A 23,577-nucleotide genomic window follows, 5' to 3' on the forward strand; every position below is an offset into this window, starting at 1 on the left:
ATCAAAACAGCTTAGTACCCATATCCACCTGATGAGTACGCAGGCGATCAATACCACCGCTGGTGAGGTTGGTAAGATCAACCGTCATATTCGTTGGCAGGTTAATGAATACACCCTTGCCAACATCGATAACGTTTGCCCCATCAATGGATTGCCACTCCATATTATCGTCTCGCTGGAAGCCGATAAAAAAACCATCGGTGAAACCAATTGTGCCATCACCCGCACCCGTATCCTCACCCACCGTTATAGACCTGAGGTTGGTTAGCGGAGCGCAGTTGGCCAAGGCGCCATCAACATTACAACCTGCCGCTTGACCGGGACTGTTGGGCGCAAGGCCGATGTGAGTGGCGCGCTTGTTTGTTGCAGCTCCGCCAACACCGTCAAACAACATAGCGTCGTATACTTCGCCGAAATACTCGACTTTCATACCAATGTTGCCACTAAAACTTGTGGTATGAGATGAAACCGACCCCCGGGCTTGTTCAAAGCCCATGCGAAATCCGGCCAGTCCGGCACCATCTTCAGCCAGTTCGATATATGGCTTGCGAGCTTCAAAAGGTATGGCGTCACCCTCGTTGTAGGTTACGCCGTTAAATTGCTCACCATCAGCCCGCGCAATGTGGCCAAGGGCTAAGTGTTGAGCGGAAAAATCGGTACCGCCATCAATTTGGCCAATCTGAACATCATCGATGTTTACACGGGTGTCTACATCCATACCCAGAGTCATGCGGGTATATTCATGACTTGTACCGTTAATATTCTGGACTTGCATAAACGCCTGCCCTGTCACATCTCCCATCGCCGACTCGGAGATGGGCGTTAGTTCAGCTTTGGCAACAGGCGCAATACCTACGCAGAACGCAATGAGGGAGGCGTATCCAGACGCGATATGTCTCATAACACAGTCTCAAGAATAGAGTTTAAGTGCCAACGTAAGTGGACTACGGCACGCAAGAGGTTTTTCTTGCATTCCTCACTTAATTTTTATTTTCATTGACTACACTGACACTATAATTGAGACAACTCGGGCTATAGAGTGAGCTCAGTCACAAACCAGAATAACAAATGGTTACAGTATTCATTTTTGCCGAGCCAACCTATTAAGGTGTCGTCTATATGTACATATATTGTTCTAATGCTATAATTGCGGAAACACTTACCACCCCCGCCTGGCTACAAACATGACCACCCGCATTCTTATCTGCGACGACTCCACACTTGCCAGAAAACAAATGGCCCGTGCCCTACCCTCCGGCCTTGCCGAAACAATCTTGTTCGCAAATGACGGCCGGGAAGCACTGGAGAAGCTGCGGGCGGGCAAGGCAGACCTGATGTTTCTGGACCTCAACATGCCAGAGATGGACGGCTATCAAGTATTGGAGCATGTACGGGCGGAAGATCTGCCGGTAATGACCATTGTGGTTTCCGGCGATATACAGCCCGAAGCGCGAGAACGGGTACGTAAGCTTGGTGCTATTGATTTCATAAAAAAGCCCACAGACATGGCGCTCGTTCTCAGCCTGCTTGCGGAATACGGTTTCTACCGACCGGGCGATCTCGAAAACGCCGCGCTGAAGGATAGCGAACTCACTCCAGACGACCATTTTCCGTCCCATGAAATATCGGTTTCTTTGAGCGACTACCTACAAGAAATCGCCAACGTAGCCATGGGTCGCTCTTCTGATCTACTTGCCCGGTTGCTGCGGGTGTTTGTTAAACAGCCCATTCCAAAAGTTGCCTTTATTGCCAATTCCGAACTTCACATGGCCATTTCTGCAGCCAACGACAGCGAAACCTACTCAGCTGTCTGCCAAGGCTTCACCGGAGCTGGTATCGCTGGCGAGGCGTTACTCCTGTTTGCAGATGCCAGCTTTCACGAAATGGCCGAACTGCTTCACTACGAAACCTTTGAGAACGAATCTGTCAACGTAGAAGTGTTGATGGACATGTCTAGCATTCTATTCGGAGCCTTCCTCAATGGTATCGGGGATCAATTGGATCTCAAGCTAGGCCTAGGCCATCCAAGCGTACTTGGCCAGCACCGCCAAATTACGGATCTACTTGAGCACCAAAGTTCTCGCGATGAACAACTCCTGTGTATTGAAATCAGCTACGCTCTGGAGGATCGCAATATACAGTGCGATATGTTGGTGCTGCTCACAGAAGACTCAGTACCCTTTCTAGAAAACCGTCTTCAATACCTGGTGGACTGACCCATGGCCATAAACGAACTCGAAGCACAATCCTTCCACTGGCTGGTAGATATGCTTGAATCCGTTGAGGTGGGCCTAGTTGTGCTAGATCTCGACTTCAAAGTGCAAGCGTGGAACGGTTTCATGGAAAACCACAGCGGAATTACGGCTAGCAAGATTCGTAATCAGAGCATCTTTGAGATCTTCCCCGACATCCCGCAAGCCTGGCTAACCCGTAAAGTAGATGCCGTCGCATTACTCAACACCCGGGCATTCATCTCCTGGGAGCAACGACCCTACTTGTTCCGGTTTCGCAGCACGCGCCCCATCACCGGCACTGAAGCTTACATGTTCCAGAACCTCACCATCAGCCCACTCGCCGGCAGTACCGGGCAGGTGGAGAAAATATGCGTCATGGTTTACGACGTAACCGATATTGCCACCGGCAAACGGGCTCTGGAGCGGGCAAACGAACAGCTTGCCAAACTCAGTATGACCGACAGATTAACCGGCCTGCTCAATCGGGGCACGTGGGAAAATCTGGTGGACGCGGAGTTTGAACGCTTCCGGCGCTATGGCCATATAACCAGCCTTGTAATGTTCGATATAGATTTCTTTAAAAAAGTAAACGACAACCACGGCCATCTGGCCGGAGATGAGGTGATCAAACACACAGCAGCAACCGCTAAAAGCAGTTTGAGACAATCTGACAGCATTGGCCGTTATGGTGGAGAGGAGTTCGGTATTATATTACCGGAAACCGATGCCAAAGGAGCTCGCATTATATGTGAGCGAATACGGGAAAGTATCGAAAAAAGCGTGGTTCAAACCAGTGTGGCACCGATAAACTACACAATAAGTGTGGGTATCTCGCAACTCACAGGCAGTGTAGAGAATCACATGAGCTGGATGCAGCAGGCAGATGAAGCTCTATACACAGCGAAAAAGAGCGGAAGAAACTGTGTTGTCGTATTTGAATGACCTGTAATCCGCCAACACTGCAAAACACCCAAAAAAAAGGGCCGAATGACTATTAATTCATCCGGCCCTTTTTAATCTCTGGCTAATCAGTCTTGCTGCCAGCTCTGTACTGCTTCCTTGCCGTGCTTTTGGCGCCACTCATTCAGAACCTTATGGTTGCCACCGCGAGTTTGGACCTCTTCACCGGTGTGCGGGTTCTTATAGGTTTTCAAAGGGCGCTTGGCACGAGTGCTCGAGCCACCTTCAGCCTTTGCTCCAGCAATGGAGGGGTCAATCGCTGCGAGAATCTGAAGCACATGCTTCGGAGACTTATCGTATTCAGCCATCAACTCACGAATGCTGTTCTCAAACGCCAGCTCACTCTTCAGAGCCTGATCTTGCTCCAGCTGGTTGATCTCGGCCGCAAGCTTTTCCATAAGCTGCTTCTTCTGGTAGTAATCGTTAATCTTTGCCATGGAATTAAAACCTTGTCTCATCGGTGGGTTCTAAAACTTAAACCGCGTTAAACGGCCTAAGGGCTTGCTCAAAACCACCGAAATAATAAGGCATCGAATTATATATGGCAAAGATTATTCATTTAAGAGTATTTAATTAACCAATGTAGAAAGTTAGATACTCCATACTGCATACGTCTTATGTTCAGAATGAAAAACCAATCTTATTTCTGCGGAGGTCGGCATCTACCATCATTTTGCACAAATCTTCCAGCTGTGTTTTGGGTTCCCAACCAAGCTCTTTACGCGCTTTTGACGCATCACCAATTAACAGCTCAACTTCCGCAGGGCGATAGAATTCAGGATTAACACGAACCAAAGTTTTGCCTGACTTAACATCAATTGCGCACTCAGATTCTCCCTCTCCTTGCCATTCGACATCCAAATCCACAGCCTTGAACGCCAAAGTAACAAAGTCCCTTACGGTCTCCGTTCGGTTGGTTGCCAGAACAAAGGTGTCAGGATGATCTGCTTGCAGCATCCGCCACATACCTTCTACATAGTCCTTGGCATAACCCCAGTCCCGCTTAGCATCTAGGTTGCCGAGCTCCAATATGTCCTGCATACCCAAAGAAATTTTGGCAACGCTATTGGTGATTTTACGAGTTACAAACTCCTGGCCACGCAAGGGCGATTCATGATTAAACAGAATGCCGCTTGTACCAAATATGTCATAGGATTCCCGGTAGTTCACCGTCATCCAGTGCGCGTATAGCTTCGCGACACCATAAGGGCTGCGGGGATAAAATGGCGTTTCTTCTGTTTGGGGGATAGTTTGCACCTTACCGAACATCTCGGAAGTAGATGCCTGATAAAAGCGTATTTTTGGATTAACAATCCGAATGGCTTCGAGCAGGTTTACGGCGCCAAGGCCAGTAATGTTGGCAGTGGTTACCGGCTGACGGAATGAAACGCCCACAAAGCTTTGCGCCGCCAGATTGTAAACCTCAGTCGCTTCCGTTTCAGCCAGCAGCCGAACGCTGTCAGACATATCGGTAAGATCGTATTCCACAAGCCGAAGATTCGGGTGATTCTGGATACCCAGCTCTTCAATGCGCCAAAAATTCACTGAGCTTGATCGACGGAAAGTGCCATATACAAGGTAGTCTTTTTCCAAGAGCAGCTGGGCCAGATAGGCGCCGTCCTGACCAGTAACCCCTGTAACTACTGCTTTTTTCTTACTCATAGATACGAAACCCATCGCAAAATGTTCTGATAGGCGCGCCTGCGGGAATACTAAATTGTCTCAGAGAGCTTTTGGCTGAAGTTAAAAGCCACAAAATAGTTTGAATGCTGCAGGTAACGCGCAAACGCGGGAGTTTACCACTGCCGCTATATAAAGGCATCCGTATACGCCCTTAGGAAGCTACCCGGTGCACCTTAACTAGGATTAATTAACTAGGATTCATTACCTACCGCACGCCCCGCCGCCTCGTAAACAGTAAGCGTTTGTCGAGCGGTTTCCTGCCAACAATATCGGAAAGGCTCGACCGACTCAGGCAGCGTGAGCAACGCCTGATGCAAACCCTCCGGGAGTTCATCCGGGTGAACGAGGCAAGCTTGATCCCCGGCAACTTCCGCCATGGCACCGTAACTGGTGGTTAGTATTGGCGTACCACAGGCTCTGGCTTCAGCAATGGGTAAACCAAAACCTTCGTAAAACGATGGGTAGGCAAACAGGCGCGCACCACACAGCAGGCTAGCCAAATCGCGCCTTGGTACACGGCCTATTAACATGACTCGACCATTTGCATCCTGTTCCTTCAGCAAGGCTTGAAGTTCGTCATTTTTCCAACCAGCGCCTCCCACCAATACAAGCGGCATCTCCGCCTGAAGCGCGGAAGGCAGTTTTCGATAGGCCCGCACAAGCCCCGCAAGATTTTTTCGAGGCTCCAGAGTGGCTATGGATAAAATGTAAGATTTGAAAGGCAAATCGTAATGAGACAGCACAGAGCGAACCGTCTCCGTATCTTCCTGCGCAAGAGATTCCTCAACCCCCAAGTGAACGGGGAAAACTTTGTTTTCGGCGTTCGGAAAATAATCCAAGATCTCATCAGCGGTGAAACGGCTATCCGCAATAATCGCCGCAGCGTTATTCACCGCAGCAGGAAGGTATCGCTCTAAAAATCGCACCCGCTCTGGTGGGTGATACTCAGGGTGGCGTAAATGCGATAAATCATGAATGGTCAAAACGGTTTTGCCAGAGAAAGGGAAAGGAACAAAGTTGGGCTCGTGGTAGATCTCAGCCCCCACGGCCGCACGAGCAGAACGTCGATCCCGAAAACACTGCCTCAAAGGATAAGCGCCCGGCACTGAACGCAACCAAGGCTTCAAGCGGGCAATAAAGCCCGGCGCGCTTGATACATTCGCTTCACCCGGATCTTTCAGTAACGCCTGAAGCTCCGCACCTTCCAAACGCTGGCCATTGAACACGCCGAAAACGTTCACCTTGGATTGCTCAAGCAACGCCCTAGTAAGGTGTTCTGTGTAATACCCAATCCCTGTTCTTGGGGCTACAAGTGAGTCCAAGCGAATGACAACGTTCACTCACCCACCTTTACTGTTGATTTTTCTGAACCGAATAACGGTGGGGACACCAACGATTGGTATACGCGAGTGTACTCTGTACCCACTCGCTCACCGGAAAAAACGCTATCCAGCCTCAAGCGCCCTGCCTTTCCAAAGCGCTCCGACAGTTCATGGTCATCATCAAGTTGGCGCATGGCTTCTGCCAAAGCCTCAGGGTCTTCAGGTGGGATCACAACACCCGTTTCGCCGTGTTTGTTAACGAAGCTTGTACCCGTACCAATATCGCAGCTAATGAGCGCACGAGAATAGAGCTGCCCCTCAAGCAAGGTGACACCAAACGCTTCCGAACGAAGAAATGAAGGAAAAACCACAGCGCGACAAAGTGTGTATAAAGCAGCCCTTACCTCATCGGCTACGAACCCAGCAAACACCACACTGGCGCAACCCAATTCCTGCGCGCGCTTTCGCAGCCACTCCTCTTCTGGCCCAGCTCCCGCAATCACAACCGGCAAGCCCGATTTCGCCGCTGCCTCCAATAAGGTGTGCAGGCCTTTGTAATAACGCAAAACACCCACAAACAGGAAAAAACCTTCTCCGTAGGTTTCACGCACAGAATCAAGCGTACTACCCTGCACCGGCTCATAGGTGTCAGGGCTGAGACCAAGAGGGATAACCTCACACTTTGCAGCCAACTTCTGCAAAACCGGGCTGCTCGCCATGTAATCAGGAGATGTTGCAATAACTCTCTGCACTTGGGAGAAAAACCAAGTGCGCAGGGGACGGTACGCTTGCTCTAGGTATCGTTGGCGCAGGATATCGGAGTGATAGGTAATTACCACAGGCTTATCGATTGCAGAAAGCACGTGCACAAGATCAGCAAACGGCCATGGGTAGTGAATATGTATAACATCGGCCCACTGAGCATGCTCCCGATAAAGCCGAAAAAGCGCCAACCCCATGGAGCAAGACGCTGGCTCCCACTGCAAAGGTGCCCGTATGACTGTCGCCTCAGGCCGTTCAACAACGTCTACTTGATCTACGCGCGCCAGTGTTAGCACTCTGTGGCTCACACCGTGCTCACCTGTAGCAATGCAAATCTGCCGGATCGCTTCTTCTACGCCGCCTTGAGACTCGGGCATATAGGTGCGATAAAACTGCAGCACATTCAAAGACGACATCTCCCCCGACACTAAGCGACCCTGTAACTGTTAAAACCAGCACCATAAAAAAAGTGCGGCGATAATAGCACAGGATCAGCCGCCCTCTCATTGCGGCATACCGCTAGCCATTCTCCCACTGTCTAGAACAGTGATACCATTGACGGTTTTTAAACGTTACCGCATTTAACGACTGGATAATCCATGACCAAAGGTTTCTACCAGAGCTTCGAGAACCTCCACAGAGGCAGCGAGGAAGAAGTCGCGAGTCGTCTTGAGGCTTACCAGCCCCTACTCGACACGCTTCACGAAATTCTTCCCGAAGCACCCGTTCTGGATCTAGGCTGCGGCCGCGGCGAATGGCTGAGCGCGCTCGAAAAGACAGGCTTTCAGCCGGAAGGGGTCGACACAGATCCTGACATGCTGGCAGACTGCCAGAGCAAGAACCTAATCGCACACGACAGCGATGCATTGGCCTTTCTCCGTAAAGCGCCGGATAACCATTACGGGATAGTGTCGGCCTTTCATTTTGTTGAACACATACCGTTTGACGATCTAAAAAGCCTTATAGAAGAAGCCTACCGAGCCTTGCAACCGGGTGGCTTACTGATACTGGAAACCCCAAACCCCGAAAACCCGATTATCGGTGCCTGTTATTTTTACATGGACCCAACCCATGTAAAGCCCTTGCCACCGGGGCTATTACAGTTTGTGGCAGACTATAGCGGTTTTCAGCCGAGCTGTGTTTGGCGCTTGAGTGAAGCAAAAGGGCTGCGCAACCAAGCACCCTCGCTAGACACCGTGCTCAAAGAGTCCAGCCCTGATTACGCCGTGATCGCCCAAAAACCGGGGCACGATGAGGCCAGCACGCATCTACAGCCTATTTTCAAAGAAGTTAAAGGCATCACCCTAAGCGAGCTTGCAAGGCGTTACGACAACCACCATCAGGAAACGGCAGACCACCTTGAGCGCACCATTCACGCCGAAGTTGAACATATGGGCGCAAAGCTCACTCAAGACCTTGTTCGACTAAACACGGAAAGACAAGCTCTCTCAGAAGCCGTTGCAAAGCAACAACGCGCCTTACAAGACGCGTTGCGAAGTGAGTTCCACAGTGTGCTGCGCGGTGTTACCGAAGAATACAAAGCAAAGATCGCACAACAAGAAGCCCTGCTACTCGATACCAGAAAACTACAGGCTACCCACGACGAAAAAATCCGCTCGCTGGCGATTTTCACCCGAATTCTCGTACCAATAAGCCGCCTGATAACGGGCAGCAACAATCGCCTGACTCAAGCCCGCAGAGCAAGCCAAAACGGCATCTTTTACCAGTGGCAGTTGATTAAACTGCTCAAACTACTGGGCCTTACCAACCTTGCAAAGGCGCGAGCAGAACGTATTGGCCTCACCTTACAAGGCGCGCCAATCAAAGCGTCGCACCCGGCCACCTCTGGCGTAAACGAGTACTCGACTAGGGGCCCCTTGCAGCACATTCAGCAAGCGCTGATTCGAGTGCTAAGTTATGACAAAAACACCGAACATAGCCATCAAACAACCACTGACCACAACGCCGAACGAACCATCTGTATTGAAGGTCACTTCAGCGGCTCTTACAGCCTCGCGGCGGTGAACCGTGCTTTAGCTATGGCGCTGCTAAAAAACGAAAATACAACGCTGGCCTTGATCCCCCGAGAAGGCTCTCGATCAACGCAGATTCACAACGCGCCAGCCAACGAGCTAGAGCGCCTACGCCCTCTAATCCAAACACCCCCGGTAAAAGCAGACATTGCCATTTACCACCACTTCCCGGTTATCGAAAACCCAGATGCCCAGCAAGGTACGCCCATACTCTTTTTCTTCTGGGAGGAATCTCTTGTACCAGAACAAACCATTGCGCAAATCAACGAGCACTACTCGGGCGTAATCGTGACCAGTTGGGTTGTGAAAAAAGCGCTGATCGATTCGGGCTGCAACCAGCCTGTTGCGATAGTACCCCTGCCCATGGAAGACGATTTGAAAACACCACCAGGGCCCGCGCATGGAACACCATACCGCTTCCTGCATATCTCCTCCTGCTTCCCCAGAAAAGGCGCGGATGTTTTATTGGGCGCTTTTCGAGATCTACTGGAAAGCCATCAGGATATTGAGCTGGTGATCAAAACCTTCCCCAACCCTCATAACACAATAGAGGAGCAGATCAACGAGCAGATTCCAGAATCTTTGCAATCGCGGGTGCAATTAATTCTTGAGGATTACGATGACCAAAGCATGGATACCCTATACAGGTCTGCCCATGCCGTCGTACTTCCAAGCCGTGGCGAAGGACTCAACTTGCCCGCTATAGAAGCTGCACGCTATGGGTTGCCCGTGATCACGACCGGCTACGGTGCGCACACCGATTTCCTCACTGGCAAGGGCGTGAAGTTCATCAACTATTCTTTTGCCCCCTCACAGAGCCATTTACAAACCCCCGGCTCACTGTGGGTAAACCCCGATGCCAAAGACTTGCAAACTCAGTGCGAAGCGGTTCTAACCGAGCTGCGCTTGGGCACGGTGACCACAGAAGACACCCAGCAAGCTATTGCAAAGGCCTTCTTCAGCGAAAACGCCCGAGAGCGTCTAACCAGCAGCTTGCAAAAGCTGACAGAGCTGGCGCCCGACACAAAAGAACGCTCGATTATCCTAATGAGCACTTGGGGTGAAGCCTGCGGTATCGCCGAATACAGCCGCTACCTAGCACAAGAACTGCTTGAGCAAGGCGCTTCTGTAGGCGTTTGGGCACCCAAACACCTCGCCAACCCAAGCCAAGCGCCATTGGCTAAACAACTGACCAGCTTGGAGTGCTGCTGGCAGCCGCAAAGCCACGACATGCCAGAAGCATTGGCCACCGCAGATGACACCGTGTGGGTTCAATACCACCCCGGCTTCTTTGCGCTGGATAGCCAGTTGGAAGAATCCATTGAAACGGCCACTCGCGCTGGCAAGCTGCGCTTTATAACCTTGCACGCCACACTTCCGCTGCTGCAGCTACCCGAGCAAAGCCGCGAACAAGCGGCCAACACGCTGAACAAGTTCTACCGTGTTGTGGTGCACACCCCCTCAGATATGAACGTACTCAAAGAGTTGGGTGTTACCGACAACGTTGCCCTACTGCCCCAAGGCGTGGCAAAGCCCGCAGCCGCGAGCAACGCAGAACAATCGGACAGCTTCACAGTTGCCTGCTTTGGTTTCTTGTTCCCCCACAAGGGAGTGCTTGAACTAATCGACGCATTTGCAGATTTCCGCCAAGCGCACCCCGAAGCTGCGAACGCAAAGCTGCTGCTGCTCAACAGCGTTCATTCCAGCCCGGCTTCTGCGGACTACGAACAGCAATGCCAGCAGAGAATCCGGGAAAAAGGTATTGAAGCGGTTACTGAGTTCTGTTCGGAGTTTTTGCCAGAAGAAACGATTGCCGCGAAGCTCGCCAGCAGCAACCTTCTGATATTGCCTTACAGAGAAACACCGGAGTCCAGCAGCGCCGCCGTGCGCACGGCCGTAGCCTGCTGTCCCACAGTTGCCGTGACTCCGGCGCGCATTTTTACTGAAGTACGCAACGCAACCCTAACCTTACCCGGTTTTGAGACTCTTCATATTCGCCAGCTCATCGAACAAACCTGGACTGGCAGCAATGAGAGTGACATTGAACAGGTACACAAAGGGCGGGAGCGCTGGCTTGCGGAGCACAGCTGGTCGAAAGTCGCCAACCGCCACAACCGGCTTATCAATGCAGGCACAGCCGACGCACGTTGGTTAACCCAACCGGAGGCAGCCGAATGACTCAACGAGCCCTTGCCATAGCCCGCTACTGGTGGAGCTACCGCTTCTTCGTGCGCAGTGCCATCCGCAACGACCTGCGCGCGCGTTACGCCCGCAGCAAGCTCGGCCTACTCTGGGCTTTGGTACAACCTCTGGCTATGGTGCTGATCTACACCTTGATCCTTTCGCACCTTATGTCAGCAAAGCTTCCTGAAACTGACACAGTTTACGCCTACCCTATCTACTTGATGTCCGGCATGCTCGCCTGGACGCTATTCTCTGAAGCCGTAGGCCGAGGACTTGGGATCTTTGTGGAACAAGGCGAACTGATTAAAAAAGTGGCCTTCCCCAGAGCACTACTCCCAATAATTGCGCTAGGCAGCGCCACCGTAAATGGCCTTGCACTGCTTTCAATGATGCTGATGGTTTTCCTGTTTCTCGGCCACTGGCCGGATTTACACTACCTGTGGATGCCCGGCCTAATGTTCCTTGCGCTCTGGCTCGGCTTATCCATTGGCTTGCTCTTTGGCTTAATGAACGTGTTCTTCCGGGACATCAGTCAGGCAATACCCGTCATTCTCCAATTCCTGTTTTGGCTAACTCCCATTGTTTACGCGCTCTCGATGCTGCCTCCGGAATACCATAGCTACTTTTCCTGGAACCCCATCGCCAAACTGACCGCCGCCTTTCAGGACGTGATCCTTTACCGGCGTAACCCTACAGAGTTGCATCTCGTATATCTGAGCGGCATTGCTTTCATCTTCACTGCCCTAAGCGCAGGCCTCTACCTGCGGGTAAAACACGAACTGGCAGACCATCTATGAGTGTACTCATCAACGTAGAGAATCTAGGCAAGGCGTTTCGCACCTACCCGAACGCCACCCAACGGATTCGCAGCTGGCTGGGCTTATCCACCCGTAATGTGAAGGACATTTGGGTGCTCAAGAATCTGAACTTTCAGGTGCACGCTGGCGAAGCCGTTGGCCTTGTGGGTGAAAACGGCGCGGGTAAGAGTACGTTGCTCAAAATGATAGCGGGCACCCTCGCCCCTACAGAAGGCGGCATCCAACTCTTTGGAGAAGTGAGAGCCATTCTAGAACTGGGTATGGGGTTCAATGGCGAATTTACGGGCCGGGAAAACGCCCGCCACGGCCTCAGCATGATGGGCATGAGTGCCGAAGAGGCGGATTCCCTTCTACCAGAGGTGGAAGCGTTTGCAGAAGTGGGCGACTACTTTGACCGCCCTCTTCGCACCTACTCCAGTGGCATGCAAATGCGAGTAACCTTTGCCGTTGCCACAGCGCGGCGCCCACAAGTACTCATTGTTGACGAAGCTCTAGCCGTGGGCGATGCCTACTTCCAACACAAAAGCTTCGAAAAAATCCGTGAAATGCAAAGAGCAGGCACAACGTTACTCATCGTGTCTCACGATCGCGGTGCCATACAAAGAATCTGCGACAGAGTAATCCTGCTTGAGCACGGCGAAATCAGCCGGGAAGGCGACCCGGAAGTCATTATGGATTACTACAACGCCATGCTGGCTAACAAAGGCAACCAAAAACACACAGTACACAGCGAAGAACTTGAGGATGGCCGGGTTGCAACCACATCAGGCACCGGCGAAGCTACCATCCAAAGCGTGACCCTACACGACGCCAATAGCGGTGATCCCATAGAAATAGCCACCGTTGGCCAAGAAGTAGAGCTTAAAGTGAAGCTCGATATTAACGAGCATATTGATCAACTCGTGGTGGGCTATGTGATCAAAGACCGCCTACGGCAAGACGTATTCGGAACCAACACCCACCTACTGGATCAGGTGCTAGAAAACCCAACACCGGGCCAAACCCTGAACTACCGATTCCGATTTACCTGCAACCTTGGTGAAGGCAGCTACTCTACATCTGTAGCGGCGCACGCGGACGACACCCATGTACGCCACAACTACCACTGGAAAGACCTCGCCTGCACCTTTGAAGTGGTAAACGCCAATAAAAAGCGGTTCCTCGGCGTAGCTTGGATACCGCCAGAGCTAACCATAGAACCTAATTCCGGAGACACACAATGACGGCCAGCCCACACGTTCTCATTACCGGCGCCAGCGGTTTTACCGGACAACATCTGGCCCCCATGCTACTGAGCCAAGGTTATCGAGTATCGGGTACCGGCCATGGCGATTGCACGGGTGTGAGCTGCGAACCCATGGACCTAACCAATGCAGCGCAGGTAAAAGACGTTATTACACGGCTACAGCCGGATTACGTAATCCATCTAGCTGCGCTCTCGTTTGTGGCACACCCAACACCAGAAGACTTTTACCGCGTGAATACGCTGGGCACAGAGCATCTGCTAGCGGCTTTGGCCGAGCAAGAGGAGCCTGTAAAAAAAGTGATACTGGCCAGCACGTCCAACGTGTACGGCCGGCATCAGGTGCCAGTACAAAGCGAAGACCTATGCCCTTCTCCAGTAAACCATTATGGCTGCAGCAAACTGGCCATGGAGCACATGGCCGCCAACTGGTTTAGCAAACTGCCCATACTCATCACCCGCCCCTTCAATTACACCGGCCCCGGACAACTTCCGCACTTTCTAGTTCCCAAAATGGTCAAACACCTTGCCGAAAACGCACCCGAAATTGAACTAGGCAACTTGGATGTAGCAAGAGACATTTCCGACGTACGAGATATTTGCCAAGCCTACATCGCCCTGTTAGAGAGTGACGGCCACAGCCAAGCAGTTAACCTTTGCTCCGGCACCGGCACCCACCTTAAAGAACTAATGAGCACATTGTGTGATCTGGCCGGTTATCAAATTAAGATAAAAGTTAACCCCGCCTTTGTTAGAGCCAATGAAATACCCAGTTTGCGCGGCGATCGGACTCGGTTGGAGCAGCTTGCTGGACCGCTATCCACTAGGCCACTAAGAGATACCCTTGCCGATATGCTGGCTGGCGCACGCTGCGAATAAGTACCATTTCGCAGCAAGTTATCTGTATGCATTTTCAACAAACATTACAAAGCTGACATTTTAATTAAAGGGTACTAAACTGCCAGTAATAGTTCTGACACCCGCGTGTTCAGGGGCTATAAAACCAAGGACGAAGGAGAGAACAATGCATACAACAAACAAGGCAATTTTTAGCTCAAAAGCAGGATGGGCCATTTTGTTTTCGGCAGTGCTCGGCGTTACCGGCTGTGGCGGCTCAAGCAGCTCCGGTGGCGGCAACCCAGATAACGGGGGGGATAACGGCGGAAACAACGGTGGTGGCACCGTTAACGAACAACCCGCGAATATTCAATCGGAAGATGATGCAAGACTGGGCGCCAATGCGGCCGTTGAATCCGCCCAGCAGGCCATCGCTCTAGAAGACTCGCCCGGAGGAATGTTCCCCGGAGGCGTAACCTTAACTCAAGAAACTCGCAACGACTGGGTTGCCTCCCACAGTCTTGAACTTGCGGAGCTAGGCCAACTACCTACCGGTGCCATTACTAACGTGCCGGGGAGTTGTGGTGGTAGCGCAGATCTAGACTATAGCGAAGGCTCCAACGACTATCGCATCGTCTACAATAATTTCTGTGTGGGAGATGGAGGCGACAATCAAATTATTGACGGCACAATCTCTTGGTTTGGCTATACCAACATGGGAACAGAAGGGATTTGGGGCTACGACGCGAACTACTCTGTTACCTACCAAGGTGAAACCGAATATTTTAATTACAGCTATCGGTGCAACGGAGACAATTATGTTGGCTGCACCTATGATGGCAGCAGCTACGAAGGCAGAAACGGCAGAAGCTACCGCTCTGAGAATGTCTCCGTTTCAGAGTCCAACGGCAACTACGATGTAAGCGCCCGGGTTTATGACGAAGAGCTCGGCTACATAGACTATCAGGCCAGCAACCTCGTTCTTTGCGAAGGTGGCTACGGTTTCTCCTCAGGCACCATCACTGTATCGGATGAAGCCAGCAATGAAGTGCTAACCGTTACCTTCTCTGGCTGTGATTCGTTCACCATGACCTATCAGGGAAGCGCCTACACCATCGACTACTAACCGGCTTAGAACTTCAAGCCCACAGCAAACCCGGTCAGCCAGCTTTGGCTGGCCGGTTCTTCTACTCGCAAACGCCCCCCGCCTGCACGGTTAACAATTTTCGTGTCGCTTTTCCCAAACTGCCAAAAATGACCAAACACTTTAAATTCAATCGGCCCAATCAAAGCAGTTGCCTGAACACTCGCACCGGGCTTTGAACCTAAACGGATGGATGGCGAGCCTGCACTAATTTCAGTTAAATCTACTGTTACCCTTCCCTCAAAGGTATAAAGCCCCCAGCCTTCCAAACACCAACTATCCATCCAGCCCAGCGCCACATTTTTGCAAACCGAGCCACCAAGCCCCAACTCCCGCCACCGGTACGCTTCGTTAAGCCGCAGAGTATTGGTTGTGGGAAGAATGTTTCTCTGCCACCTACGCATGCCTGCCCGCACCATTGGCGTAAAGCCATAGTTATGAAGGCTGATCTCTGGCCCACCCAGCGTTACATCAACAAACGTTTGTTCTGTATCTGTGTGCGTTCTTAGCGGGCGGCCGGATTGGGTCATCCCACGGTAGCGCACATCGTCAGAAAAGCGGGTGCCAGACACTTTTATCCAGCCTGAGTTCGAACTGTGAAACGCCAAGGCTGCTTGAACACCCGGCAAGGTTCCGCTTTCCTGATTGAGCGTAGCGCCTGAGCTAGACTGCTCCTCATAATCGAAATGCCCAAGCACAAGGCCAGCGTCAACCTTAACTTCGGCCTGCCCGGGAACACTATGGATTAACAGAGGAAAAACAGACAACAAGCGCAGAAAAGCAGGCTGGCGCAGGTTAGCTTTCGCCTCCCGCCAAAAGCCAACCGGCTTCATTTTTGGAAAACCCACAATTTAGAGCCAGCGAAAACAAACAGCGGAACCAGAAAAACCGACAGGCATATTGCCAAAAACCCGGATTTTACCCCCGCCATCAAAAACAGCCACAGTAAGCCATTGTTAATACCAAACCCTGAAAGCGTCACCGCCAAAAACTTCAAAGCACTTCCCTTTTGCCGGAAGGTATAGCGAGAGTGCCCCCAAAAGGACACTTGAAAGGCGACAACAAACGCAAAGAAGTTCACCAAAAAAGGCGATACATCAGGCCAAGTGAATAATATCCACCACGCCATCCCAAGATGCACTATCGTCGCCAAGCCACCTACAAGCCCAAATCGAATCAACTGCCCCGCCAACTGCGAGAAACGAGAACCGGAAGCGGGAGCTTGTATGTGTTCTTCAGGTGGTGGGTTCATCGGCCACCTGTTTTTCCGCAATAATGTAGGGTGGGCGCCCTTTGGATTCGATGAATAACCGCCCGAGGTATTCACCCAAAATTCCGATGGAGATCAACTGCATGCCCCCCAAAAACATCACCCCCACAGCCAGCGACGCATAGCCGGGTACACTTACACCCCAAACCATCGTCTGGAAAATTACCCAGCCACCATAGAGAAAGGCAAAAAAAGCGACTAGCACACCAAGGTAAGACCACACTCGCAACGGCCAGGTAGAAAAGCTAACAATGCCATCCAGCGCAAAGTTCCAGAGTTTCCAATAATTGAAGCTCGACGTGCCCGCCACCCGGGCAGGTTGCTCATAGGGCACAGCACAGGTTTTAAACCCTACCCATGCGTATAGCCCTTTCATAAACCGGTTTCTTTCCGGCAGGCTGCGCAACGCATCCACCACCCGGCGATCAAGCAAGCGAAAATCTCCACCCCCCTCTGGCAAAGGTGTATGAGCCATCATATTGAAGAAACGATAGAACTGGCGAGAGGTCCAGCGCTTCATCGCCGTTTCTTCATTATCCGCATTGCGAACGCCGTAAACCATCTGGGCGTCATCTTTGCGCCACACATCCACAAACTGCGAAATGGCATCAAAAGGATGTTGGAGATCCACATCCATAAGAACCACGGCATCACCCATCGCGTGATCCATACCCGCAGACAGAGCAACTTCTTTACCAAAATTTCGGGAAAACGACAGGTAGTGAACGTTTGCGTGCTCCCCTGCGTAATAGCGCAGCAATGCAAGAGAGCTATCTGAAGAGCCATCGTTCACAAACGTCACATCCGCAGCAAATGGCCACTGTGCGCTTGCTTTCAGAAAAGCCTCCATGAACAACGGCACCGATGCTTCTTCGTTAAACACTGGCACCACCAGACTGATTTTTACATCACTCAATTCGCTCACGCTCATCCCCTTCTGGCTCACTTACGTGTTCTATCAAATCCAGAGACCGCAACCCGAGCGCTAATTCACGCGTATCCAGACTTTCGCCCGGATAGCCCGGCTTGCGGAGTGCCTCGTACACCAAGGTAAGACGTAAAGGACCGCCCAGAGCCTCTTGCGGTAGAGGCACAGTTGCCTCACAACAATCGCTGCCCGAGTGAAGCTCGGCAGAATACCGCCAAGTTGCCACTTCCTCCCCATTAAGCAGCACTGTTACCCGCTGCTGTTTTAACGAAGGACCAAAGTAGGGGCGAAAATTTAGGCGCAACGCCTCTACCTTATCGTGCACACCCTGCTGCAAGGGCACGGTTAGTTCAGAGCGCTTCCCTTCACTCCACACACCCCAAAATTCGGGGTTAGACCAACCAGCTCCAAGAACGCGGGCACCCTGAGCAGACCAAGACGAAAAACTGGTGTAAAACGCATCAACTAATGGCCCACTGCTATCTGATGGTTCGATAGAGCAAACGCCGGAACGGCGTAGGAAATTCATATACTCAAGCCAGTACACCCGGCGGTTCATATCCGCATGCATAGACACAGAGCGGCCGGAATCCACCGCTGCCATCTGGGCCGGTGAAAGCCAGAACTCCAAGGCATTGGCTCCACCCTGCGGAATGGAACAAGCCAGCGTCTTGGCGTTACTCCAAGGAGCTACCCGGGCAAGCATATCGTTTGCAACCAGCGAATTAGCGGCATGGTTAACGCCGCCAACCAAACCTAAGGCACACGCAAGAATGGCAAACAACGCTTGCCGTCCACCGTTTTTAAACCAGACTACCCATAAACAAACCAGTGCATACGCCAGAATACCAAACCCGGGAAATGCAACCCTGCTGTCTAGATACCCGCAAACCTGCATGTCCAAACACCACTCTTGTTGACGCGCAGTAGCCGCCAGAGGTGCGGCAATATAGAGCATCAACAAGCCAGCACACACCAGCACTGTAATGGCAGCTTTAGCTGAAAGCACTGGCATCCGCCTTAACAAACCCCACGCACAAAACCCGGTCATCAGCGCGACCAATCCCGACGCTACCCACGCACCGCCGGAAACTGCAGAAAAATCCACACCCGGTAAACGATGAAACACTGTCCCGGCGCTAAGGTGCAACATTGAGGTTGCAAAGAAGCGCGAGATGTTCGCCAAACCACTGGGATCATTGCCTTCATACGAAGAGGGATACTGCAACCGAAAGCCCACATAAACCGCCAGTACCACTGCCACCACCAGAGCATCTGCCACTAACTTACCCGGACGTACCTGCAGCCCCAAAAAACGAGCCTGAGGTTCGCCGCGCCGGGGCCAAGCCATATTGGCAAGGTGATCGGCAGCCATCAAAGCGGTGGCAAACAGAAAAACAAATTCACTCACCAGCATCGCGGCAGCCATACCGCCGTAGGCGACCAGTTGGCCAAACCAATGCATGCTAGGCCAACGCATTAATGCGAGGCGAACAGCCAGCACCACAAGAAAAGGCAGAGTGTTCTGCAATGGGTAAGCGTTGGGGGGCATGTGCTCATACGCCAATGGGTGTAAGGCCAAAAGCACCAGCACAACAAATGCAGAAATACTAAAGGCTCGATTGCCCGCGAGCAGCCTACCAAGATAGTGGGCAAACAACACCCAAACAGAGTAGTAAGAAAAGAGAATGAAGAGGCGGCCCAAGGTAAAACCCGACACCCAGGCGCCCAAGGTATTCAGAGGCGTCATTACATAGTGGCCAATGCGGCCACTGAACTTAGCGATAGCCTCTGCTTCCGCCCAAATTCGATCCCAACCGTGCCAAAGGAACTGCAGAAACATGGCGTCGTCAGCGGTTAGCCTATAGCCGAACCGAAACTGCAACGCCTGCAAAGCAACCAGCAACCCAAGGCCACAGGCAAGCCAAACTCTCCAAGCCGCGAAGGGCAGCCAAGCCCGACCATTCTGCCCGCTCAACACAATAAACACCCTATCACGGCCTGCATTCCCTTACAGTTTATCCAAAACTTAGAAAGTCAGATTGTCGTCGTCATCGTCTGCAAACAGCGCCTCAAGATCCACATCTTCAGCGGGCCCGGCCTGCTTTTTGGCTTCTGCACGCAACTCATACAAGCGCACCAACCCCTGTAAACGGTGCTCTGAAAGAAGCTGAGTGTATGCCACAGAAAGCGCGCCGCTCTTCAAGAGTTTAGCTGCGGTTTCCGGCGGCAGCTCGCGCATGGCCGCTTCATCAATGTGATAAACACCCTGAACGTCGTAGCCGCCTTCGCTTTTTCCGTCACTGGCAGATATCTTCCAGGGCACAATCAGCCCTGCTTCCTCAAGCTGGTTAACCAACACCTGCGTCATCTCACGGGCTTGCTCCAACTTCTCTAGGAAGACCAGCAAATCGCGGGTTTTGGGGGTAGGCTCGCCATCGGCATCAAACAAGCGCACGGCGTCTGGACCGGCTTCAAGCTGAAAGGCTTCAGCCTCTACATCCACACATACAACCCGGCGCGAGCCGCTTTCATCACGCACAGCCAAAAAAGGATGGGTTCTGTACCAGGCAGGCCTATAGCCACCAATCCAGCGGCCATTGGTGTGAACGTATACGTTAACACCCGGCTGCAGCGACTGAAGCGCCACCAACTCATAAGCCTTGCCTTCACCTTGGCTCACAAAGGCCAAAGGCATAGTGGGCACTACCTGAGGCAGTTCCTCTGCCACCACAGGTACAACGGCTTTCTCAAGAGCATGGCCGTTGCCCGCAGGCAAAAGGCCGGACTCCCGATGATCAGCTTTGTTCAAGGCGATATAACGGGCCATGGGCAACCTCAGTATTGAAAAAATGGGCACGAATGATAGCACATAAGGCAGGGTGATATTTGATATGATTCCGCTCCGGTTTAATGGGGAACAGAATGAATAAACACTACCCTTATGTGCCTGCCATAGACGGGCTAAGAGCCATAGCAGTGCTAGCTGTTATGCTTTATCACCTAGACGCAAGCTGGCTGCCCGGCGGGTTTGCCGGTGTGGATGTGTTTTTTGTAATTTCAGGGTACGTTGTATCGCGCTCATTGGTAGGGCGCACGGGTGAGAGTTTTGGGCAGTTTCTCGCCGGATTCTACTCCCGAAGAATAAGGCGCATTATACCGGCGCTTATTGTGTGCCTGCTGGCCACATCGCTTTTTACCGTGCTGTTCATACCCGAATCCTGGCTGAGCTCTACCATACGGCAGGTTGGACTATATGCCTTTTTTGGCCTGAGCAATATTGCACTGGTGTGGTATCAGGATGACTATTTTTCGCCAAGAGCCGAATTCAACCCTTTTGTTCACACCTGGTCTTTGGGGGTAGAAGAGCAGTTTTACTTCATTTTTCCGGCGCTGATCTATTTCTGGTTTCTGGCTCACAACCACCCACAAGCCCGGAAACTAAGGGTTTTAGTAAATTGGCTAATCCCTGCGCTGGCCATCGCTTCACTCTACACCGCCTATCAGATGGGGCAATCGCGGCCAGATTGGGCCTATTACATGCTTCCGGCCAGATTTTGGGAATTGGCCGCGGGAGTGATGCTCTTTCAACTGCAGGCCAAGGGCCGACTGCCTCGGCTATCTGGAAATTGCGCTTCTATTTGTCTTGGGGTTGGGCTACTGACTATTCTTGCCGGGTACCTGTGGGCAAATGTGGATGCCTTTCCTTACCCTTGGGCATTATTACCAGTAATTGGAACACTGCTTTCGCTCGGCGCTATAACCGGCCAAACCACAAGCAAGGCATCACTTGCCTTGATGCTTACACACCCTGCAACTGTGTACTGCGGAAAAATATCCTACTCCCTCTACCTTTGGCATTGGCCTGTTTATACGCTGATGCGCTGGACCACAGGCCTAGAAACACCTTTTCAGATGGCCACAGCGGTTGCGCTCACCTTTTTGCTAGCCGGGTGCTCTTTCCATTTTATCGAAACACCCGTGCGGAGAGCCCGAATTTTGGCCAAACCGCCCTACCGAGGGTTACTGGCGGGTGGCTTGGCCATCGCCCTATTATGGGCCGGTGCATGGCAATTATTTGAACACCGAAACGACCTTTCCCTGAGCGTGACGGCCGACACCAGAATGTGGCGAGCACACGAGTACCCAGACCATGCACCTAAAACTGCAAACAGTGACGCACTGCAAGGCCGCAAAATGTTTGTGATCGGCAATTCCCACACCGGCGCCTATAGCACTATGGTGAGCCTGCTCAGGCAGCGCCAAGGTATAGAGGCCCACCTGATTCAGACCGGGCACTGTGCTATCGGCAACCTGTTATACCCTATTCAGGAACTAGAGGGCTGCCAAGCCATCATTGACTACTATCTGGACCTGCTAACCGAAAGAGCCAATCCCGGCGATATTGTGTTTTTTGCCTCCCTTAGAACCCACCGGCTTGCCGACCAATGGGTTCGCTCCTCTCCTAAAGAGGTTCTGGCTTATAGCCAGAGCGAAAAAGCGGCTCATGATCTTCAGGCTGCTTATGCAGAAATTGCCCCTATTATTAAAGCCCTTGAACGCCAAGGTGTGGTTGTACTGTTTGATGCGCCCAAGCCAGTTCTACAAGGGCCAGCCTACCGCTGTTCCGACTGGTTCAATGCGAACAACCCGGTGTGTGGCGATCAGTTAGCTGTTAGCGAAGCATTCATCGGAGACCTTCGCCAACCGATGATGGAATCCTTAGCTCGCATAAATGCCAACTTCAGCAATGTGCAAGTGTGGGATCCGCTCCCCTACCTCTGCAGCCATGGCGAATGCTCACCGTTTGATAGCAATGGCCTGCCCTTGTACTTTGATGGTGACCACATCAGTGGTCACGGAAACCGTGTGCTCTACCCCCACTTTGAAGAGGCGGTACTGAGCCTCTACAACAACTGCGAAAACTGCTCCGGCCTAGCGGCTAACATCACACCACTGTTTCCAGAACCTATTCGCCCCGGCGAACGGATTACCTTTAATAAAAACGGAAACGGACTGCAATACATGGGGCCGGGATGGTCTTTACCGGAAGACTGGGGCGTATGGAGCGAGAGCGACCGAGTAGTCCTTTATATACCAGTCTACGGCAATGCCAGCACCATTCGCATAGAGGCGCGACCGTTTTTAGCATCAACGCTCACCGGCCAACGCGTGCAGGCGAGCGTAAATGGCAAAGACGCAGGCACATTCCTGCTAACAGCCGACTCCACACCGTACTTGGCACTGGATATATCCGAGACGAACCGGAGCAAAACCAACCACACATCAACTCTCAAACTAGAGCTTCAATTGCCCGACGCCGCATCACCGACTGACCTAGGAGTGGGTGCAGACCCGCGCAAGCTGGGGATAGGGTTGAATGGTTTGCTTGTGGAATAGCAATAACGAGGAGAAATCAGGCAGCCGAGATACAATCAGCTGCCTGATGTGTGTATCTTATTGATCGTTCGTGCGGGGGCGTGAGCCGTCTGCGGCTCGTGGGTCGTCGCCATCTTCTGGGTTGCGGACCAAGATGATTCGGTAATCGGCTTCAACACTGTTGAAATCACTTAATACGCCACTGCCAAACTGAATGCCTAAACCAGCACCTTCTATGTTTTCACTGGCGCTGCTGGTCCACGCCGTTAATTGCCTCATATCCGGGAAAACGGTTGGCTCTATCGTGGGGCTCAACGTCGGAGAACCACAGCCTTCCGCGATATCCAACTCACCAATTTCATTTGGGCTGGTGTGAAGGTTATTGCAATACACCAATGATTTGAGTTCCTGCAGATCCGGCAAACGGAAGCCGTCTGCGTCTATAAGACTACGGGCCACAGTCCACGTCAGCGTTCGCGCGCTGCCCTCACAGGCTGAAAGCTCAGAACTCCACGTTTGACCATAGTAACAACGCTTCCACGCAAGGTTGGTTTTGGTATCGAGAACAATAGCTGCACTCTCGCCAAGTGGCTGGTAACGCTCGCGAAGGACCTCACCTGCTGCCTCTGGCAGCGGCGGCACACCCTCATCTTCTTCACCACCTGACGACCCACCACTACTCAAGCAACCTGTAAGCAGCGTGACGCTTACTAGGCTTACCGCGAGTACCGGCGAAAGAAGCGGCCGAAAGCCACAAAACCTTACTGCTTGCATACCTCT

General features: G+C 52.1%; 19 protein-coding genes. 8 read left to right on the forward strand and 11 right to left on the reverse strand.

Annotated elements, in window-relative coordinates; genetic code table 11:
* Position 1 precedes the first annotated feature (1 nt).
* A complete protein-coding gene (locus FE845_RS02875; protein ID WP_200361658.1) occupies positions 2-901 on the reverse strand; it encodes a hypothetical protein in 900 nt (299 codons plus the stop codon).
* Positions 902-1,184: 283 nt separating this feature from the next.
* On the opposite strand from FE845_RS02875, the gene FE845_RS02880 reads away from it, so the two are divergent.
* Both FE845_RS02880 and FE845_RS02885 read left to right on the forward strand, forming a co-directional pair.
* Positions 1,185-2,216, forward strand: coding sequence for a response regulator (locus FE845_RS02880; RefSeq protein WP_200361659.1), 1,032 nt, complete (start codon positions 1,185-1,187; stop codon positions 2,214-2,216).
* Positions 2,217-2,219: 3 nt separating this feature from the next.
* Entirely contained in the window at positions 2,220-3,176 is a 957-nt protein-coding gene (locus FE845_RS02885) for a GGDEF domain-containing protein (protein ID WP_200361660.1), read from the forward strand.
* 86 nt (positions 3,177-3,262) lie between these two features.
* On the opposite strand, the gene FE845_RS02890 is transcribed toward FE845_RS02885, so the two are convergent.
* The 4 genes from FE845_RS02890 to FE845_RS02905 all read right to left on the reverse strand — a co-directional run bounded on the left by FE845_RS02890 (position 3,263) and on the right by FE845_RS02905 (position 7,362).
* Positions 3,263-3,631: a histone-like nucleoid-structuring protein, MvaT/MvaU family gene (locus FE845_RS02890; protein ID WP_200361661.1), complete on the reverse strand. Its 369-nt coding sequence runs from the start codon at positions 3,629-3,631 to the stop codon at positions 3,263-3,265.
* Between the two features lie 184 nt (positions 3,632-3,815).
* Positions 3,816-4,856 carry a GDP-mannose 4,6-dehydratase gene (gene gmd / locus FE845_RS02895; RefSeq protein WP_200361662.1) on the reverse strand — a complete coding sequence of 347 codons (1,041 nt, stop codon included), beginning with the start codon at positions 4,854-4,856 and terminating at the stop codon, positions 3,816-3,818.
* Positions 4,857-5,068: 212 nt separating this feature from the next.
* Complete coding sequence (locus FE845_RS02900; protein ID WP_200361663.1) at positions 5,069-6,217, reverse strand: glycosyltransferase family 4 protein; 1,149 nt, start codon at positions 6,215-6,217, stop codon at positions 5,069-5,071.
* Positions 6,214-7,362 (reverse strand): glycosyltransferase, encoded by a 1,149-nt coding sequence (locus FE845_RS02905; RefSeq protein WP_320159664.1) that lies wholly within the window; start codon positions 7,360-7,362, stop codon positions 6,214-6,216. The genes FE845_RS02900 and FE845_RS02905 overlap by 4 nt, the downstream gene beginning before the upstream one ends.
* Before the next feature lie 198 nt (positions 7,363-7,560).
* On the opposite strand from FE845_RS02905, the gene FE845_RS02910 reads away from it, so the two are divergent.
* The 5 genes from FE845_RS02910 (at position 7,561) to FE845_RS02930 (ending at position 15,202) form a co-directional block, all read left to right on the forward strand.
* A complete protein-coding gene (locus FE845_RS02910) occupies positions 7,561-11,172 on the forward strand; it encodes a glycosyltransferase (RefSeq protein WP_200361665.1) in 3,612 nt (1,203 codons plus the stop codon).
* Positions 11,169-11,975 carry an ABC transporter permease gene (locus FE845_RS02915; RefSeq protein WP_200361666.1) on the forward strand — a complete coding sequence of 269 codons (807 nt, stop codon included), beginning with the start codon at positions 11,169-11,171 and terminating at the stop codon, positions 11,973-11,975. The genes FE845_RS02910 and FE845_RS02915 overlap by 4 nt, the downstream gene beginning before the upstream one ends.
* Complete coding sequence (locus FE845_RS02920) at positions 11,972-13,219, forward strand: ABC transporter ATP-binding protein (protein WP_200361667.1); 1,248 nt, start codon at positions 11,972-11,974, stop codon at positions 13,217-13,219. Before FE845_RS02915 ends, FE845_RS02920 begins: the two co-directional genes overlap by 4 nt.
* The gene (locus FE845_RS02925; protein ID WP_200361668.1) at positions 13,216-14,118 is read left to right on the forward strand and encodes an NAD-dependent epimerase/dehydratase family protein; all 903 of its coding nucleotides are present in this window, start codon (positions 13,216-13,218) and stop codon (positions 14,116-14,118) included. Before FE845_RS02920 ends, FE845_RS02925 begins: the two co-directional genes overlap by 4 nt.
* A 145-nt stretch (positions 14,119-14,263) precedes the next feature.
* Positions 14,264-15,202, forward strand: a complete 939-nt coding sequence (locus FE845_RS02930) for a hypothetical protein (protein ID WP_200361669.1) — start codon at positions 14,264-14,266, stop codon at positions 15,200-15,202.
* Between the two features lie 5 nt (positions 15,203-15,207).
* On the opposite strand, the gene FE845_RS02935 is transcribed toward FE845_RS02930, so the two are convergent.
* The 5 genes from FE845_RS02935 to FE845_RS02955 are packed head-to-tail and all read right to left on the reverse strand — an operon-like array spanning position 15,208 to position 20,248.
* Positions 15,208-16,053: a hypothetical protein gene (locus FE845_RS02935; protein ID WP_200361670.1), complete on the reverse strand. Its 846-nt coding sequence runs from the start codon at positions 16,051-16,053 to the stop codon at positions 15,208-15,210.
* Complete coding sequence (locus tag FE845_RS02940) at positions 16,050-16,472, reverse strand: GtrA family protein (RefSeq protein WP_200361671.1); 423 nt, start codon at positions 16,470-16,472, stop codon at positions 16,050-16,052. Before FE845_RS02940 ends, FE845_RS02935 begins: the two co-directional genes overlap by 4 nt.
* Positions 16,456-17,421 carry a glycosyltransferase family 2 protein gene (locus FE845_RS02945; RefSeq protein ID WP_227714066.1) on the reverse strand — a complete coding sequence of 322 codons (966 nt, stop codon included), beginning with the start codon at positions 17,419-17,421 and terminating at the stop codon, positions 16,456-16,458. Before FE845_RS02945 ends, FE845_RS02940 begins: the two co-directional genes overlap by 17 nt.
* Complete coding sequence (locus tag FE845_RS02950; RefSeq protein WP_200361673.1) at positions 17,399-19,399, reverse strand: hypothetical protein; 2,001 nt, start codon at positions 19,397-19,399, stop codon at positions 17,399-17,401. Before FE845_RS02950 ends, FE845_RS02945 begins: the two co-directional genes overlap by 23 nt.
* A gap of 48 nt (positions 19,400-19,447) precedes the next feature.
* Positions 19,448-20,248, reverse strand: coding sequence for a SapC family protein (locus tag FE845_RS02955; RefSeq protein WP_200361674.1), 801 nt, complete (start codon positions 20,246-20,248; stop codon positions 19,448-19,450).
* A 95-nt stretch (positions 20,249-20,343) separates the two neighbouring features.
* Between FE845_RS02955 and FE845_RS02960 the strand changes: the two genes are divergently transcribed.
* Entirely contained in the window at positions 20,344-22,818 is a 2,475-nt protein-coding gene (locus FE845_RS02960; RefSeq protein ID WP_200361675.1) for an acyltransferase family protein, read from the forward strand.
* 57 nt (positions 22,819-22,875) lie between these two features.
* Here the strand turns inward: FE845_RS02960 and FE845_RS02965 are convergent, their stop codons facing one another.
* Complete coding sequence (locus tag FE845_RS02965; protein ID WP_200361676.1) at positions 22,876-23,571, reverse strand: DUF1566 domain-containing protein; 696 nt, start codon at positions 23,569-23,571, stop codon at positions 22,876-22,878.
* Positions 23,572-23,577 lie beyond the last annotated feature (6 nt).

The organism is Marinobacter sp. 1-4A (assembly GCF_016597725.1).
GTDB lineage: Bacteria > Pseudomonadota > Gammaproteobacteria > Pseudomonadales > Oleiphilaceae > Marinobacter.

What these genes read in the sequence shown, in the direction of transcription:
- FE845_RS02875 (WP_200361658.1), bottom strand. Translation starts at nt 901, where the DNA reads ATGAGACATATCGCGTCTGGATACGCCTCCCTCATTGCGTTCTGCGTA.
- FE845_RS02880 (WP_200361659.1), top strand. Translation starts at nt 1,185, where the DNA reads ATGACCACCCGCATTCTTATCTGCGACGACTCCACACTTGCCAGAAAA.
- FE845_RS02885 (WP_200361660.1), top strand. Translation starts at nt 2,220, where the DNA reads ATGGCCATAAACGAACTCGAAGCACAATCCTTCCACTGGCTGGTAGAT.
- FE845_RS02890 (WP_200361661.1), bottom strand. Translation starts at nt 3,631, where the DNA reads ATGGCAAAGATTAACGATTACTACCAGAAGAAGCAGCTTATGGAAAAG.
- gmd (WP_200361662.1), bottom strand. Translation starts at nt 4,856, where the DNA reads ATGAGTAAGAAAAAAGCAGTAGTTACAGGGGTTACTGGTCAGGACGGC.
- FE845_RS02910 (WP_200361665.1), top strand. Translation starts at nt 7,561, where the DNA reads ATGACCAAAGGTTTCTACCAGAGCTTCGAGAACCTCCACAGAGGCAGC.
- FE845_RS02915 (WP_200361666.1), top strand. Translation starts at nt 11,169, where the DNA reads ATGACTCAACGAGCCCTTGCCATAGCCCGCTACTGGTGGAGCTACCGC.
- FE845_RS02920 (WP_200361667.1), top strand. Translation starts at nt 11,972, where the DNA reads ATGAGTGTACTCATCAACGTAGAGAATCTAGGCAAGGCGTTTCGCACC.
- FE845_RS02925 (WP_200361668.1), top strand. Translation starts at nt 13,216, where the DNA reads ATGACGGCCAGCCCACACGTTCTCATTACCGGCGCCAGCGGTTTTACC.
- FE845_RS02930 (WP_200361669.1), top strand. Translation starts at nt 14,264, where the DNA reads ATGCATACAACAAACAAGGCAATTTTTAGCTCAAAAGCAGGATGGGCC.
- FE845_RS02935 (WP_200361670.1), bottom strand. Translation starts at nt 16,053, where the DNA reads ATGAAGCCGGTTGGCTTTTGGCGGGAGGCGAAAGCTAACCTGCGCCAG.
- FE845_RS02940 (WP_200361671.1), bottom strand. Translation starts at nt 16,472, where the DNA reads ATGAACCCACCACCTGAAGAACACATACAAGCTCCCGCTTCCGGTTCT.
- FE845_RS02945 (WP_227714066.1), bottom strand. Translation starts at nt 17,421, where the DNA reads ATGAGCGTGAGCGAATTGAGTGATGTAAAAATCAGTCTGGTGGTGCCA.
- FE845_RS02955 (WP_200361674.1), bottom strand. Translation starts at nt 20,248, where the DNA reads ATGGCCCGTTATATCGCCTTGAACAAAGCTGATCATCGGGAGTCCGGC.
- FE845_RS02960 (WP_200361675.1), top strand. Translation starts at nt 20,344, where the DNA reads ATGAATAAACACTACCCTTATGTGCCTGCCATAGACGGGCTAAGAGCC.
- FE845_RS02965 (WP_200361676.1), bottom strand. Translation starts at nt 23,571, where the DNA reads ATGCAAGCAGTAAGGTTTTGTGGCTTTCGGCCGCTTCTTTCGCCGGTA.